Source organism: Tistrella mobilis, from assembly GCF_039634785.1.
Taxonomy (GTDB): domain Bacteria; phylum Pseudomonadota; class Alphaproteobacteria; order Tistrellales; family Tistrellaceae; genus Tistrella; species Tistrella mobilis.
This window is the reverse complement of the sequence record NZ_JBBIAB010000015.1, coordinates 12279-27604: the sequence shown is the minus strand read 5'-3', so window position 1 is coordinate 27604 and position 15326 is coordinate 12279. Positions and strand designations below refer to the sequence as shown.

The 15326-nt window shown below is 68.7% G+C and carries 18 protein-coding genes and 1 tRNA gene; 15 read left to right on the top strand and 4 right to left on the bottom strand.

Features of this window, described 5'->3' with window-relative positions; translation table 11 throughout:
- Positions 1-50: 50 nt before the first annotated feature.
- The 4 genes from hisG to WI697_RS19455 all read left to right on the top strand — a co-directional run bounded on the left by hisG (position 51) and on the right by WI697_RS19455 (position 3135).
- Positions 51-734: an ATP phosphoribosyltransferase gene (gene hisG, locus WI697_RS19470; RefSeq protein WP_062765818.1), complete on the top strand. Its 684-nt coding sequence runs from the start codon at positions 51-53 to the stop codon at positions 732-734.
- Positions 718-2019, top strand: a complete 1302-nt coding sequence (gene hisD / locus WI697_RS19465; RefSeq protein ID WP_345959634.1) for a histidinol dehydrogenase — start codon at positions 718-720, stop codon at positions 2017-2019. Before hisG ends, hisD begins: the two co-directional genes overlap by 17 nt.
- Positions 2020-2131: 112 nt before the next feature.
- Positions 2132-2653: a UPF0262 family protein gene (locus WI697_RS19460; RefSeq protein WP_062765824.1), complete on the top strand. Its 522-nt coding sequence runs from the start codon at positions 2132-2134 to the stop codon at positions 2651-2653.
- On the top strand, positions 2650-3135 hold the full coding sequence (locus WI697_RS19455; protein WP_062765827.1) for an arsenate reductase ArsC: 486 nt from the start codon (positions 2650-2652) through the stop codon (positions 3133-3135). The genes WI697_RS19460 and WI697_RS19455 overlap by 4 nt, the downstream gene beginning before the upstream one ends.
- A gap of 32 nt (positions 3136-3167) precedes the next feature.
- On the opposite strand, the gene WI697_RS19450 is transcribed toward WI697_RS19455, so the two are convergent.
- A complete protein-coding gene (locus WI697_RS19450; protein ID WP_345959633.1) occupies positions 3168-4070 on the bottom strand; it encodes a LysR substrate-binding domain-containing protein in 903 nt (300 codons plus the stop codon).
- A gap of 114 nt (positions 4071-4184) precedes the next feature.
- On the opposite strand from WI697_RS19450, the gene WI697_RS19445 reads away from it, so the two are divergent.
- Entirely contained in the window at positions 4185-4679 is a 495-nt protein-coding gene (locus WI697_RS19445) for a helix-turn-helix domain-containing protein (RefSeq protein WP_345959632.1), read from the top strand.
- Here the strand turns inward: WI697_RS19445 and gcvA are convergent.
- Positions 4600-5502: a transcriptional regulator GcvA gene (gene gcvA, locus WI697_RS19440; protein ID WP_345959631.1), complete on the bottom strand. Its 903-nt coding sequence runs from the start codon at positions 5500-5502 to the stop codon at positions 4600-4602. The genes WI697_RS19445 and gcvA overlap by 80 nt on opposite strands.
- Positions 5503-5688: 186 nt before the next feature.
- Between gcvA and WI697_RS19435 the strand changes: the two genes are divergently transcribed.
- From WI697_RS19435 to WI697_RS19400, 8 genes are all read left to right on the top strand, one after another.
- Positions 5689-6873, top strand: coding sequence for a YbfB/YjiJ family MFS transporter (locus tag WI697_RS19435; RefSeq protein ID WP_345959630.1), 1185 nt, complete (start codon positions 5689-5691; stop codon positions 6871-6873).
- A 131-nt stretch (positions 6874-7004) separates the two neighbouring features.
- Complete coding sequence (locus WI697_RS19430) at positions 7005-7412, top strand: helix-turn-helix domain-containing protein (protein ID WP_345959629.1); 408 nt, start codon at positions 7005-7007, stop codon at positions 7410-7412.
- Between the two features lie 166 nt (positions 7413-7578).
- A complete protein-coding gene (gene infA, locus WI697_RS19425) occupies positions 7579-7797 on the top strand; it encodes a translation initiation factor IF-1 (RefSeq protein WP_014744523.1) in 219 nt (72 codons plus the stop codon).
- Between the two features lie 119 nt (positions 7798-7916).
- A complete protein-coding gene (locus WI697_RS19420; RefSeq protein WP_062765869.1) occupies positions 7917-8531 on the top strand; it encodes a Maf family protein in 615 nt (204 codons plus the stop codon).
- On the top strand, positions 8528-10159 hold the full coding sequence (locus WI697_RS19415; protein ID WP_062765839.1) for an Rne/Rng family ribonuclease: 1632 nt from the start codon (positions 8528-8530) through the stop codon (positions 10157-10159). The genes WI697_RS19420 and WI697_RS19415 overlap by 4 nt, the downstream gene beginning before the upstream one ends.
- A 63-nt stretch (positions 10160-10222) precedes the next feature.
- On the top strand, positions 10223-10450 hold the full coding sequence (locus tag WI697_RS19410; protein ID WP_345959628.1) for a DNA gyrase inhibitor YacG: 228 nt from the start codon (positions 10223-10225) through the stop codon (positions 10448-10450).
- 160 nt (positions 10451-10610) lie between these two features.
- Positions 10611-10686 (top strand) — tRNA-Phe (locus tag WI697_RS19405).
- Between the two features lie 221 nt (positions 10687-10907).
- A complete protein-coding gene (locus tag WI697_RS19400; RefSeq protein ID WP_345959627.1) occupies positions 10908-11168 on the top strand; it encodes an SHOCT domain-containing protein in 261 nt (86 codons plus the stop codon).
- Positions 11169-11196: 28 nt separating this feature from the next.
- Here the strand turns inward: WI697_RS19400 and WI697_RS19395 are convergent, their stop codons facing one another.
- Positions 11197-11514 carry a PqqD family protein gene (locus tag WI697_RS19395; protein ID WP_345959684.1) on the bottom strand — a complete coding sequence of 106 codons (318 nt, stop codon included), beginning with the start codon at positions 11512-11514 and terminating at the stop codon, positions 11197-11199.
- 260 nt (positions 11515-11774) lie between these two features.
- On the opposite strand from WI697_RS19395, the gene WI697_RS19390 reads away from it, so the two are divergent.
- Both WI697_RS19390 and WI697_RS19385 read left to right on the top strand, forming a co-directional pair.
- A complete protein-coding gene (locus WI697_RS19390) occupies positions 11775-13064 on the top strand; it encodes an amidohydrolase family protein (RefSeq protein WP_345959626.1) in 1290 nt (429 codons plus the stop codon).
- 267 nt (positions 13065-13331) lie between these two features.
- Complete coding sequence (locus tag WI697_RS19385; RefSeq protein WP_062765863.1) at positions 13332-13883, top strand: protein phosphatase CheZ; 552 nt, start codon at positions 13332-13334, stop codon at positions 13881-13883.
- 97 nt (positions 13884-13980) lie between these two features.
- On the opposite strand, the gene WI697_RS19380 is transcribed toward WI697_RS19385, so the two are convergent.
- A complete protein-coding gene (locus WI697_RS19380; protein WP_062765866.1) occupies positions 13981-15093 on the bottom strand; it encodes a class I tRNA ligase family protein in 1113 nt (370 codons plus the stop codon).
- Positions 15094-15326 lie beyond the last annotated feature (233 nt).

Genomic DNA, 15326 nt, shown 5'->3' with positions numbered 1-15326 from the left:
CGTCGCCGCGGCCGACCCTGCGGACAGCAAAACCCGAGGACATGTCAGAGATGAGCCCCGCCACCACCGCCCGCCGCGGCCTGACGATCGCCCTGCCCAAGGGGCGCATCCTGAAGGAAGTGCTGCCGATGATGGCGCGCGTCGGGATCGAGCCGGAGCCCGACTTCTTCGACGACGCCTCGCGCAAGCTGGAATTCGAGACCAGCGTGCCGGATATCCGGCTGGTGCGCGTGCGCAGCTTCGACGTGGCGACTTTCGTGGCCTTCGGTGCCGCCGAGATCGGCGTCTGCGGCCGCGATGTGATCATGGAGTTCGACTATCCGGAACTCTACGCCCCGCTGGACCTGAATATCGGCCGCTGCCATATCGCCGTGGCGGAACCGGCCGATCTGGCCCATGGCGACGATCCCCGCCGCTGGAGCCATGTCCGCGTCGCAACCAAATACCCCCATGTCACCCGCGCCCATTTCGCGGCGCGCGGCGTGCAGGCGGAGTGCATCAAGCTGAACGGCGCGATCGAGCTTGCGCCGAAGCTGGGCCTCTGCCGGCGCATCGTCGACCTGGTTTCGACCGGATCGACGCTCAAGGCCAATGGTCTGGTCGAGATCGAGACCATTGCCGAGGTGACCTCTTACCTGGTGGTCAACCGTGCGGCGCTGAAGACCCGGCCGCAGCTGGTCGGCACCTGGATCGACCGTTTCCGCGAGGTGGTGAACGATGCCGTTCCGGCTTGACGTCAACGACCCGTCCTTCCCCCAGGCCTTCCAGGCCCTGCTGGGCATGAAGCGCGAGACCACGGCCGAGGTGAACGACGCCGTGCATGCGATCCTGGAGGATGTCCGCCTGCGGGGCGATGCCGCGGTGATCGACTACACCGCCCGCTTCGACCGGATGACCATCGATGCCGAGCGGCTGGCGATCACCGCCGAAGAGGTCGATGCCGCGCTCGCGGCCTGCCCGCATCACCTGATCGACAGCCTGGAGACCGCCGCCGAGCGCATCCGCGCCTATCACGCGAAGCTGGTGCCGGAAGATCTGGACTATGTCGACGAAACCGGCGTGCGGCTGGGGGCGCGCTGGCGTCCGGTGGCGGCGGCCGGCATCTATGTGCCGGGCGGTCTTGCCGCCTATCCGTCCTCGGTGCTGATGAACGCGATCCCGGCGCGGGTTGCGGGTGTCAAGCGCATCGCCATGGTGGTGCCCACCCCCGGCGGCGAGATCAACCCGCTGGTGCTGGCGGCGGCGCGGATCTGCGGCGTCGACGAAATCTATCGCATCGGCGGCGCCCAGGCCGTGGCGGCGCTGGCCTATGGCACCGAGACGGTGGCGCCGGTCGACAAGATCGTGGGCCCGGGCAATGCCTATGTCGCGGCGGCCAAGCGCCAGGTCTTCGGCACGGTCGGCATCGACATGATCGCCGGCCCGTCGGAGATCCTGGTGGTGGCGGATGCGGCCAATGATCCGCGCTGGATCGCCGCCGATCTGCTGTCGCAGGCCGAACACGACACCGCCGCCCAGTCGATCCTGATCACCGATGATGCAGGGTTCGCCGACCGGGTGGCGCAGGCGGTGGACGATCTTCTTGCGAAGCTGCCGCGCGGCAATATCGCGACCGAGAGCTGGAACACCAATGGTGCGATCATCGTGACCGGTGATCTGGCCCAGGCGGCGCCGCTGATCGACAGCATCGCGCCCGAACACCTGGAGCTGGCGGTGGACGACCCCGATGCGCTGGCCGCCCGGGTCAACAATGCCGGCGCGATCTTCCTGGGCCGCCATACCCCGGAGGCGATCGGCGACTATGTCGCCGGGCCGAACCATGTGCTTCCCACCGCACGCAGCGCGCGTTACTCTTCGGGCCTGTCGGTGCTCGACTTCATGAAGCGCAGCTCGCTGATCGCCTGCGACGAGAATTCGCTGCGTGTGATCGGCGGTCATGCGATCAGCCTGGCCGAGGCGGAAGGGCTTGGTGCCCATGCGCTGTCGGTGGCGATCCGCCTGGATGTGGCGGACGACTGATCTGCGGTGCGACGGAAGGCGGGCATCCGGTACGATAACGGGGCCCGCCGCCGTTCCGGGACGGCCCTGCCGACCCACCGCCGACCGCCGCCTTCAGGAGTCAGCGCCCCCGATGACCGACAGTCCCGAGCCAGACCCCAAGGACCCGCAACCGCGCCGGCCCGCCGAGCCGCGGATCGCCAACCTCACCCTCGATCAGGGCAGTGTTCTGGCCTGGAGCCCCCAGGTCGAGCACGAGCGCAAGGTGGCGATCTTCGACCTGCTGGAGCAGAACCATTTCGTACCACTGGGCGTCGAGTCCGAGGGGCCGTTCGACCTGCTGCTGAGCATCCAGGACAACCGCCTCTATTTCGACATTTCCGAGACCGGCGGCCGCCAGCTGACCCGGATCACCCTGCCGATCGCGCCGTTCCGCGGGATCGTGAAGGACTATTTCATGATCTGCGAGAGCTATTTCTCCGCGATCAAGAGCCAGAGCCCGTCGCAGATCGAAGCGATCGACATGGGCCGGCGCGGCATTCATAACGAGGGCTCGGAGCTGCTGCGCGACCGGCTGGAGGGCAAGGTGGAGCTTGACCTCGATACGGCACGGCGCCTGTTCACCCTGCTTTGCGTGCTGCATATCCGTCAATGAGGGGCGGGGCTGGGCTGCAGGTACCGGCCGGAACGGGAAGGCTGAGGACGCCGTCCAGCGTGCTGTTCTGCTGCACGTTGAACTCCATCCGTTCCCCCCTCGCCGAAGGCATGCTGAAGCTGTTCCACGGCCGGCGGATCTTCGTCGACAGCGTCGGCGTGCGCACCGCCCCGATCGATCCCTTCGCAGTGGCGGTGGCCGAAGAGATGGGCGTCGACATCTCCCGTCATCGGCCCAAGACCTTCGACGACCTGGAAGACGGGTCCTATGACCTGATCGTATCGCTGTCGCCCGAGGCCCAGCACAAGGCCGTGGACCTGACCCGCGACATGGCCTGCGAGGTGGAATACTGGCCGACCTTCGACCCCTCGGTCGCCGAAGGCAGCCGCGAGCAGCGCCTGGATGCCTATCGCGGCGTCCGCGACCAGCTGATGCGCCGCATCCGCGAGCGCTTTCCGCCGGCGGGGTCGGTGGCGGTCTAGGATGGCCGGCTGCAGGATGGGGCGGTCGCGGGTCAGGTGGCTGTCGTCGGGGCGCGCCAGCTTGCGGCGGCCTCTTCAAGAAGACGGGTGCGGACGGCCATCAGCGTCTGATCGGCATGGTCGCGCGGCCGGCTGAGCAGGTGCCAGGCGCGGCCATCGTCGATTTCCACCTCGAACAGGCGCACCAGCCGGCCGGCCGCCAGATCCGGCGTGGCCGCAAGCCGGCGGGTCAGCGCGATCCCCTGTCCGGCCGTGGCGGCGGCCAGCAGCGGCAGCGAATCGGCAAAGACCGGCCCGGCTGCCGGTTCGGGCAGGTCGATGCCGGCAGCGGCAAACCAGGGGGACCAGGGCAGGCCCGCCCGGCGCAGCAGGGGCAGGCCGTCCAGATCTTCCGGCCGTGGCGGCAGGCGGCCCTGATTGAAACCGGGGGCGGCGACCGCAAAAATCGGGTCCGGGAACAGCCGGTCGGTCCAGAAGCCCGGCCAGGGGCCGCGGCCCTGGCGGATGGCGAGATCGATGGCACCGGTTCCCGGGTCGTCGAAGGTCGGACCGGTGCGGAGATGGATGTCGAGCGCCGGAAAGCGGGTGGTGAAGCCGCCGAGGCGCGGGATCATCCAGGCCACGGCAAAGTCCTGGGGCATGCCCAGGGCGATGCGCTTGCGCACCGCACCGGCCCCGAAGGCCGCGAAGCTGCCGGTCAGCAGTTCCAGCCCGCGGGCCACGCTGCGGGCCAGGTCGGTCGCGGCGGGCGTCGGGTCCATGTCGTTGCCCCGCCGGATGAACAGCTGATGCCCGACCAGGTTCTCCAGGCTGCGGATCTGCTGGCTGATCGCGCCATGGGTCAGGCCCAGCTCTTCGCCGGCGCGGGTGAAGCTGCGATGCCGGACGGCGGCGTCCAGCGCGCGCAGCGCCTTCAGCGATGGCAGATGGGGCATGCACCGGCTCCGTTAGAAAACCTCACGACGTTTTCCTGTTTAATTGAATGGGTCCGCCGCTTCCAGAATGGGATGATTCCACCGTCTTCGGAACGTTGCCTGCGAGGTTTGGGAATGAAGCCGGCCCAGTCGATCGATACGAACCGCGAGATGCCCGACCGGCCGGATGGCGCTCCGGCCCCGGTGGAACGGGTGCGGGTGCTGGACCGGGCGATCGGCGCCCGGATCAGCGTCCTTCGGCGGGCCCGCAGGCTGAGCCAGAGCCGCTGCGCCGAGGTGCTGGGGGTGAGCTTCCAGCAGATGCGCAAGTATGAACAGGGCATCAACCGTATCAGCGCGGGGGCTGTGGTCCGCCTGGCGGAACTGTTCGAGGTTCCGGTGGAAGAGATCCTGTATGGCGCCCCCCGCCTGCAGGCATCGCAGGCGCCGCAGATGCCGCAGCCGCCGACCGTTTCCGCTGTGGTGGCGATGCGTGACAGTCTGCGCGACATTCCCGATCCGGCCGCCCGGCGCGCCCTGATGTGCCTGATCAGCGCCCTTGCGACCGATCGCTGTGCAGCCGATCGTCCTGCGGCGGACCGGCAGTCACGTCGTCCAGCCAGGCGGTGAAGGCGGCGAGGCGCGGATCTTCGTCTTCCGCCATCCGCCAGACCAGGTGATAGGCGAACTGGTCGGGGCAGTCGATGTCGAACAGGCGCACCAGCCGGCCTCCGGCCAGGTCGCCCTCCACCAGGGCGGCACGGGCCAGCGCGATGCCCTGGCCGGCGGCCGCGGCTTCCAGCAGCAGCGACATCTCGGAGAAGAGCGGGCCGCGGGCCGGTTCGGGCAGGCGCAACCCCGCCGCCTGGAACCAGGGCGACCAGGGCTGGCGCGGATGGCGCAGCAGCGGCAGCGTCGCCAGATCCGCCGGCCGTTCCGGCAGTCTGCCATTCCGGAAACCGGGGGCGCAGACCGGGAACAGCTGCTCGCCGAACAGGCGCCGGGCGGTCAGCCCCGGCCAGGGGCCGCGACCATAGCGGATGGCGGCCACGATGCCGTCGCGCCCGGGCGGCTCCAGCTCCTGCGTGGCGCGGACCGCGACGTCTATGTCGGGATATCGGCTGGTGAAACCGGGCAGACGGGGGATCAGCCAGCGGGTCGCGAAGGCCGGCAGGGTGCTGATGGTGAGCGTGCCGGTCGACGGCCGCCCCCCGGCCTGGCGCAGGGCGGCATCCAGCGTCGCCAGGATCTGACGGATGGCGGTGGCGAGTTCGGCGCATGCATTGGTCGGAACCATCTCATGGCCCTGCCGCTCGAACAGCCGCCGGCCGAGATCGGCTTCCAGCCCCCGGACCTGCTGGGCCACCGCGCCATGGGTGAGGCCCAGTTCGGTGGCGGCGCCGGTGAAGCTGCGATGGCGCGCGGCGGCTTCCACCGCACGAAGCGCCCTCATCGACGGGAACATCCGGGTCTTGGTCCTCAGGGACTGCCATCACAAATTTCTGCCATTCAATCGTAGATTAAATGAATGGCCGCTGCCAGCCATGGATGTGACCCTGTGCCGGGGAGGGCGTGGGTATGACGGCTTGGCTCGATCGAAAACTCACGCTCTCCGGAGTCGATGTTCCGGAGGCAGCTTGTGAATGATCAGCATGTATTGCGGCGCGAATACCTGGTGGCACTGGGCCTGTCACTTGGTCCGGCGGCGTCCAACGGGCTTGCCCGCTTCGCCTTCGCCCTGATCCTGCCGGCGATGCGCAATGATCTTGACTGGACCTATACTCAGGCCGGCCAGGTCAACACCGCCAACGCGCTTGGCTACCTGGCCGGCGCGGTGGCGACACTGGCCCTGATCGATCGGGTCGGCGCCCGGCGGCTGTTCAATCCGGGCATGGTCATGACGGCGGTCGCGCTGATCGCGTCGGGCGTGGTGGTCGATCATCTGCTTCTGCTGGCCCTGCGGGCGGTTGCCGGCATCGGCGGGGCCCTGGTCTTCATCTCGGGCGGTGTGCTCGCAGCCGGCATCGGCGACGGCGATCCCCGGCGTGCCGCGCAGGCGATCGCGGTCTATTTCTCGGGTGGGGGGCTGGGTATTGCGCTCGCGGGTGGCGCGTTGCCCTGGCTTTTCACGATCTATGGCGATGGTGGATGGCATGCGGCATGGCTGGTTCTGGGCCTGCTGTCGGCCGCCTGCTGTCTTGGAACCCGGGCGGCGGCCCGGGCCGTGCCTGTCCAGCCCCGCTCGGACGCGCCGTCTGCATTGTCGTCGGCCCGATGGTCGCTGGCCCGTTTCCGCTGGCTTGCCGCCGGCTATCTGCTCTTCGCCTTCGGCTATATCGGGTACATGACCTTCGTCATGGCCTGGATGGCCGAAGCGGGTGCATCCGCGACCCGGATGGCCCTCGTCTGGGTGGTGCTGGGCGTCTTCACCGCCTGTTCTCACCGCTTCTGGCGGCGCCCGCTTGCCGAGTGGTCCGGCGGCCGGCCGATGGCTGCCACCATCCTGGTGGTCGCCATCGGTGCGGCCCTGCCGCTTCTGGGGGCGTCGCTGCCATTGATGCTGGTTTCGGCCGTGCTGTTCGGCGGCGCCTTCTTCATCACGCCTGCCGCAGCGACCGCCTTCCTGCGCAAATCCCTGCCGCGGGAAGCCTGGGGGCGGGCGGTCGCCGTCTTCACCCTGCTGTTTGCAGCCGGCCAGACGGCCGGCCCGGTCGTCGCCGGCTGGTTCGCCGATCTGGGCGGGCTGCAGGCGGGGCTGGCGGTCTCGGCCGTGGCGCTGCTTCTCGGGGCGGGCTTCGCGCTGATGCAGCAGGAGACGTCATAACCTCACATTCAATCGCAGATAATATGAATGGCCTGACACGACAACCAAATGGAATATTTCGGCAGCGTATCGTTGCGAAAACAGCCCTGGCTTTCTGGCGTACCGGGCATTTCGGGGGAGATATCGGTGTGTTGATCGACTATTCGGGTGTTGACCGTCTGGTGGGGCAGAGGATCAGGGCATGGCGGCAGGCATCAGGCCTGACCCAGGCGGAACTTGGCGATCGCGTCGGCGTAACCTTTCAGCAGATTCAAAAGTATGAACGGGGGCATAACCGCGTATCGGTCTCGCGCCTGTTCGGCATCGCGCATGCGCTGGGGGTGAGTCCTCTGACCTTCATGGATGGGGTCGATGTGGCGATCCCGGGCGAACCGGGAGTTACTGATCGCCTGACCTGGTCATCCGACCCGGAGGTGGTTTGCCTTGTCGAAGCCTGTGGCAGGCTGCCGCGGCATCTGCGTCGGGGGATGGTGAAGGTGATGACCGACATGGTCGACGCGGTCACGATGGCGGCACCCTTGGGGGCGCATCACCGATAAAGGTTGCGTCCCGGACGCCTCCGGTCGATAATTCGCCGCTCGTTTCCGGCGGGCGCTTATCCCGTCGCCGGATCCCGCAAAAGTTTCCCGCGCCGCCGCGGCGACCGCCGCGTGCGGCGCGTGCGTTCGGTTTTCCCCCAAGTTCCATACGGAAGCAGAAGGTTACATGGCGAAGGAAGACGTTATCGAATTCCAGGGCACCGTCACGGAGCTGCTGCCCAACGCGATGTTTCGCGTGAAGCTCGACAACGAGCACGAGATCCTGGCCCATACCTCGGGCAAGATGCGCAAGAACCGCATCCGGGTCCTGGCGGGCGACCGGGTGACGGTCGAGATGACCCCCTACGACCTGACCAAGGGACGTATCACCTACCGCTTCAAGTGAGGCGCGGCGTGTCCGCGCCCGACGAAGCGGCCGCCGCCGGCGGTTGCACCGGCGGAGCGGGGGACGGCGGACCGGCGGGCGATCATGGCCCGGGCGGTCGTTTCGCGCGTCCACGCCTGGTGCTCGCCTCGGCCTCGCCGCGCCGGCTGGATCTGCTGAAGCAGATCGGCCTGGTGCCCGATCTGGTCCAGGCCGCCGATATCGACGAAACCCCGCTCAAGGACGAAGCCCCCCGCGCGCTGGCCCTGCGCCTGGCGATCGCCAAGGCCATGGCGGCCCGTGCGGCCCTGGGGGCCCTGGCCGATGGGGCCGTGGTGCTGGCGGCCGACACGGTGGTGGCCGCCGGGCGGCGGGCGCTGGGCAAGCCGCGTGATGCGGCCGAAGCGCGGCGCTTTCTGGAATTGCTGTCGGGGCGCCGGCACCGGGTGCATGGCGGGCTGTGCGTGATCGATGCCGACGGCCGCGCGCGGTCGCGGCTGGTGACCACCCAGGTCGGCTTCAAGCGCCTGTCCGAGGCCGAATTCCGCGCCTATCTCGCCTCGGGCGAATGGGCGGGCAAGGCCGGCGGCTATGCCATCCAGGGCCGGGCGGCCGCCTTCATTCCGTTCGTCAGCGGGTCGTATCCCAATGTCGTCGGGCTGCCGCTGGTCGAGACCGCGGTGCTGCTGGCGGCATCCGGCATCGACATCACCGCTGCCGATGCCAGCCCGATGACCGGAGAGGCCACCCCATGACCAACCGGCTGCTGATCGACCAGGCGGAACACGAAACCCGCGTCGCGCTTATCGAGGGCGATCGCGTGGTGGATGTCGTGATCGAACGCCAGGCCCATCGCAGCGCGGTCGGCAATATCTATCTGGGCAAGGTGTCGCGCGTGCTGCCGGGCATGCAGGCGGCCTTCGTCGGCGTGGGGCTGGGGCGCAACGCCTTCCTGCATGCCGATGATGCCCGCGTGCTGCCGCGGGCCAGGGCGGCAGCCGAACGCCTGTCGCGAGAGGCGGCCGAAGCGGCTGCCGCCTCGGCCGCCGCCGCCGCTGCTGCGGCCGCCGCGGTGACCGCGGCGCTGGAACCCGACGAGGATGCCGAAGAGCCCGAGGTCGCGGCCAGCCTGGCCCCGGTGCCCCATGCCCGCCCGCGCCGGCTGACCATCGGCGACTGCGTGGCCGATGGCGACCAGATCATGGTCCAGGTCACCAAGGATGCGGTGAAAGGCAAGGGCGCGCGGCTGACCGCCAATATCAGCCTGCCCGGCCGGCATCTGGTCTTCACCCCCTTTCAGGGTGGGGTGGGGGTGTCGCGCCGGATCGAGAGCGAGGCCGAGCGCCAGCGCCTGCACGATATCGTGCAGCCCCTGGCCGAGGCGGGGGAGGGGGGCTTCATCGTCCGCACCGCCGCCGAAGGGGCGACGCCCGAGGAACTTCAGGCCGATGCCCAGTATCTGCGCACGCTGTGGGCGGATCTGGAAGCCTCTGCCGCCCGCGGGGGCGCGCCCCGGCCGCTGCATCTGGACCTGGATCCGCTGCTGCGGGCGCTGCGCGATCAGGCGCAGGAAGGCGTGGCGGAAATCCTGGTCGACGAGCCGGTGGCCTATGAACGCGCGCTGGTCTTCGCCCGCCGCTTCATGCCGCATCTGGAAGATCGCATCCGCCTCTGGGACCGCCCCGAAGCGCTGTTCGAGGTGTTCGACGTCGAAGAGGTGATCGCCGAGGCCCTGCAGCCGCGGGTGCGGCTGCCGTCGGGCGGCTTCGTCGTCATCGACCAGACCGAGGCGCTGACCGCGATCGACGTGAACACCGGGCGGTTCGTCGGCGAGGCCGACCAGGAAGCGACGGTCCTGCACACCAATCTGGAAGCCGCCGAGGTCATCGCCCATCAGCTGCGCCTGCGCAATCTGGGCGGGCTGATCGTCATCGATTTCATCGACATGGAGCGGGCGGAGAACCGCCAGAAGCTTTATGACGCCTTCCGTGCCGCGATGGTCGGCGACCGGGCCGCGACCACCGTGCTGCCGATGTCCGAACTGGGCCTGGTTCAGATGACCCGCAAGCGCGGCCGCGAGAGCCTGGCCCAGGTGCTGACCGAGGATTGCCAGGCCTGCGGCGGCACCGGCCGGGTGAAATCCGCCGAGACGGTCGCATATGAAGTGATGCGCGCCGCGCGCCGCCTGCTGCTCCGCCCCCGGCCGGGCAAGGTGGCCGCCCGGGCGCTGACGGTGATGGCGGCGCCGGAAGTGGCGGCGCTGTTGACCGAACCCCGCCTCGGCATGGTCGAGGCGGTGGCCGAACTGACCGACGCCGTGCTGGAGGTGCGCGCCGATCCGGCGCTTGCCCGCGATGCCTTCGATCTGGTGGAGCGGGATTGAGCCGCCCCCATCCCGGAAGCCCGCCTTCCGGACGCCGGCGTCCCGGAAGAGGGGACCGATCCCATGAGCCATGACCACACCCATGACGCCACCGCCGGCCAGGGCAGCTGCCCGGTCTGCGGCCGCCCGCGCAAGCCCGATCCGGAACTCGCCCGCTATCGGCCGTTCTGCTGCAAGCGCTGCGCCGATATCGATCTGAACCGCTGGCTGAGCGGCAATTACGTCGTGGCCGGCGGCCCGGCGGAAGAGGCCGACAGCGAGCTGTGGTCGGCCGACAGCCTGAAGCATTGAGGCGCGGCCACGCCCTTTGGCGGGGGTGGTTCCGGGCCAACCCTTTGACGGATCAACCATCGTCATCGGATGTTCATTTTCGCTGAAAACGGCGCTTTACAGCCGTCCGGCTTTGCCCTATAACCCGACCCACGCCGCGGCCGACGCCGCAGCGGGACACGCCCAGGTAGCTCAGTTGGTAGAGCAGCGGATTGAAAATCCGCGTGTCGGTGGTTCAAATCCGCCCCTGGGCACCATCTTCTCCGAAGCCGTCGCTGCCGGCCCGATCAGGGTCATTCGCAGCGGCGGCTTCGTCGTTCCTCCCCCTCGATCTTCGGGTTCCATGTCCATTCGGGGGCAGAGGGTGCCGCCCCGTGACGGCACGGCGCCAAGGCGGTGACAAGACCGTGCAGCGCTTGAGGGCGGGGGCCGGATGGCCCAGTTCCGGTTCATGAGCCAACCGGAATGGAGCCCGATCATGTATCGCGAAGCCGAAACCACCGAGGTCACCGCCGCCGATAACGCCGCCGCCCGCCGCCCCCTGCGCATGCTGGCGGCGGCCGTGGTCGCCATGGGTCTGGCCACCGGGCTTGCCGCCTGCGGTGGGGGCGACGACTCGGTCGCGGTCGACGGCCGCACCAAGGGCGAGGCGCTGACCGACATGAAGGGCGCCTATGACAAGGGCGCGATCACGCCCGACGAGTATGAGGAACAGCGCGAGGAGATTCTGGACGAGTGATCGGGGCCACGCCCAAATCCGGCAACGATCAGGCCTCGGCCGCCACGACAAGACCGGCGGCCTGAAGCTCGGCCAGGATGCGTGCAAGATCGGCGCGGGCATCTGCCTCGGTGACGTCGTAATAATCGGTCACATGGGCCACCAGCTCGTCCTGGGATGCCCCGTCCCGCAGCGGCGCCGTCAGCCGGCTGACGGCGCCGGTCAGGCCGAAATATATTTCCGACGCAAGCAGAGCAGCATGGCCTTTTAGAGAGAGTATCTGAATGTCGCATGCAGGTTCTGATTTCGTGAGCCCGGAGAAAAGCCGGGCTGTGTTTGAACCCTCTGCGCTGAAAGAGCATGGCACGGTCGAGGCGCTGACGCAGGGTGATTCTGGTGGGCCCACGGACGGCTCGGCATACACCTCCTGAACGGATGCCGCAATGGACGGGCCGTGCCTGGGCGGTCGGGTCGTTGACGCAGCTGAATCGATCAGCCCGTCGCCGATGAGGCGACCAGCCAAACGCCATCTGCACTGCCGCAGCCGTCAGGCAGGAATAAGCGAGTTATGGCAATCCCGAGGGCATACCGATCTGCCGCTTCCGGATCTCCGGCGATGGACGGCTGGTGCTGTCCGACAGTGTGGCCGGGCTCGTCTGGTACGATTTATACAGCCTGTTCACTCAACCCGTGATGCGGATTGTGCTGTCGCGCCTGGGGCTGGTGTCGTTTCATGCGGTGGCCCTGGTGAAGCAGGATGCGGCGATCCTGATCATGGGGCAGAAGGGGGCCGGCAAGTCCAGCCTGTCAACGGCGCTGACCCGCACAGGCTGGCAGCCGATTGCCGATGATCTGGTACGGATCGCCGAACGCAATGGCCATTGCCTTGTCGGTTGCGCCTGCCCTATCGCCTGGACGCACTTGCCGCCGCCGCGGCTGCAGTCGATGCCAGGCTTGCTGAAGGCAGCTGTGTTGCGGCCTGATCCCGCCATCCCCGGCCTGTCGCCCGCCGGCTGCTTCGATATCCTGTCGCACCGGCTGGCCGATGTGCTGGTCGCGCCGGCCAGGCGCCGGGCGATCCGGGATGCCGCCCGGCAGCTGCCGCCGGTGCCGCGTCTGGCGCTGGAAATCTGTTGGGGATGCGGGCGGCGATGGGGTCGTCGACCTGCACCAGATGATCACCCGGCGCGAGGAGGATCCGCCGATCCTGGGGCGCCATCTGGACCAGAGGGGTGGTGCCTGGGCCGGGGCCATCATTCCGCCGAGACCGTCGCGGCGCTGACGGCCCGTGGCGGTGATCTTCTGGCAGGCCCCACCTTCTGCGCCGGTGCCCCCGGCTGTCGGGGGTGGGTCTGGGCCCGCATGACCGAGGCGGGGCTGGTGCTGGCCTGCCATATCATGCCGCCGCCCGACGTGGCACGGCAGATGGCCGCCACGGGGGAGATCGTGCCGTTCGAGATGCTGGACGGCGATGATGCGCCGCGGCCGGATCGGGTCGTCTTCGCCACCGAACGCGTCGAGATCTTTCTGAGCCGGTTGATCTTCGACGGCGTGCTGCAGCGCTATCCGGGCCTGCACTGCCTGATCGCGGAATTCGGCGGCGGCTGGGTGCCCGACATGATGCGTCGCCTGGATGCCGCGGCCGCGCAGATCTTTCGCGGCGCGGGCCGGGCACCGGCCCGCCGACCTTCGGAACAGATTCTGGACCAGTGTCTGTTCACGCCCTATCACCACGAGGATGTGGGGGCGATGATCCGGGCATCTGACAGCCGGCTTTATGCGTTTTCCACCGATTATCCGCATATCGAAGGCGGCCGGGACCCTGTCGCATCCTTCGATGCCACGCTCGGCGGTTGCACAGAGGCAGAGCGCGCCGCCTTCTATGCCGGAAATTTCCTGCGCATCTTCGGCGAGTGATCGGGGCCCGCCGCGGAACATCGCCGGCCGATGCCCGGCTGCGATATCTGCATCGCGTGTGGTTGCGTTGACGCATTCTTTACCGCCCCTCCTGCATTCTGAGCGGCGACGCGGCGCATGTCTCTGCCGCACTGCGAAAATGCCGGTCGGGGATGCTTTCCCGCCCGGGGTGAATGCCTTAAACTTTGCCCGCGGGTGCCTGGACGGCGCCTGAGGGAAGTGGTCCGGCCCCGGCCGGACGACGTGACGGCCAGGAGACGGGCACGGATGGCGACGGACGAGACCGAGCCTGCAGACGATGATATCGACTGGGGCGATGTCGGCATGGAGATGCCGCAGGCCGCGCCCATCGATCGGATCAGGCGTGCGGTGGCGGTGCTGAGGCATCCGGCCGCGAGCGAAGACCCGCTGGCCTCTGCCACCCAGGCGCTTGAAGGGGTGGTCGAAGGCACCGAGGCTGCGACCGAGGCGATCCTGTCGCAGATCGAGGCGATCGAAACCGCGCTGGATGCGGTGAGCGCCGAGCTGTCGCCGGAAAGCCAGGCCCGTGCGGCGCTGGACAATGCCGGCATGGCGATCACCGCGCTCTACGAAGCCTGCGGCTTCCAGGACCTGACCGGCCAGCGCATCGCCAAGGTGCGCAAGGTGCTGCAGCAGGTGGATGCCCATCTGGAAGAGCTGCTGGAAATCGTGGGCCATGATCAGGTGGCGGCCCTGCCGCCGCCGGCGGAGCGCGAGGGCGATGCCCGGCTGCTCAACGGCCCGGTCGACGACGCCAGCCGGGTGTCGCAGAGCGACATCGACAGCCTGTTCGACTGACGCATCGATCCATCGATATGCGAACGGCGGCGCTGCGAAGCGGCCGCCGTTTTCGTTTGAGGGCGATATGCCCGCCCGGTCAACTGTCTCTACCCGGTCAGGCGGCAGCCGATCCGCTCTCCAGCGCAACCAGATCCGCCTCGTCGACCGTGTCGAAACCGGGCGCCGCGCCACGCACGAAACGGGCGCTGCAGGACGGGATCTCGCCGCCGACCCGGGTCCAGGCCTCGCCCCAGCCGGTGCCGAGCCCCAGGAAGCCTGCGACCGCATCGGCGGTGGCCGGCATCACCGGGCGCGCAAACAGCTGGAACAGGCCGGCGAGCCGCGGGATCCGCTCGGGCGTACCGTAAAGGCGGGCCTGTTTCATCTGGCCGTTCAGCCCCAGCACCACGCCGGCCAGCGCCGCCAGAGAGAAGCTGCGGCCATCGAGTGCCGCATGCAACCGGGCCCGGAAATCGGTGATCAGGTCGTCCTCGGCCCGGTCGTGGGGCAGGGCGGTGCCGGCCACCGGGTCCAGATTGGCGATGGCACCGAGCGAGGTGCCGAGGTCGCGGACCAGGAACAGATTATGAGTGCGGGCCAGATCGGCCAGCGACAGCTCGCGGGCGTCGTGCGGTTCCGACATCAGCGCCAGATAGAAGCGCAGCGCCTCGGCCGGGACCCGGTCGAGCAGATCGTTCAGGAAGATCGCCCGGCCGGTCGACGGGTCGAAACTGCGGCCGGACAGATCGGTCAGCGCCGGCGGCGCCACGATCCGGGTATCGGTGATCGGCCCCAGATCCGGAATCTCGGCCACCGCCTCGATCAGGCTGCGGGCGGTGAGGGCATCACGGCCGGCGAAGACCGTCAGGCGCACCGGCATCGGCTTGTCGCCCAGTTGCCGGCCCTGCTGGCGGCGCAGCGGCAGCACGCCCGGGCCTTCGCCCTGGAAGGTGAGCACGCCGTCGATGCCGATCCCGGCGCGGCGCAGCGTGGCGGCCGCGCGGCCGCCCTCTTCGATGCCGTCCCGCGGGCTGCCGTCCCGGCTGCTGCGCGGCCGCGGCGCATCACCCGCCGCGACCAGCACCCGGGCCGACCGGCCCAGCAACCGCTGGCCGCGGGCATAGACATCGGCCGCCAGCCAGATGGATGCGAAACCGGCCGCATCGATATCCCGGTCGCCGGGCGGTGCGGCGCACAGAATCAGTTCATCGGTCAGCACCGTGGTCATTGCCGCGGCTCTCCCCTTGTGCCCTGTCGCGGTTGATGCCCTCTCGCGGGGTCGATGCCCGCGATCCGTCAAGGTTAGGAGGGGGGGCGACAGCCGTCAACATCAAGGGTTGTTCAATTGAAAACGAATGCGCGCAGAGAGATTCATGCCTCAGACAAACCGGCGCTGGTCGTCAGTCTTCCGCGCGGCCGTGCCGGGCCGATGCAAATACCGCAAAAGGAAAACGCCCGGCT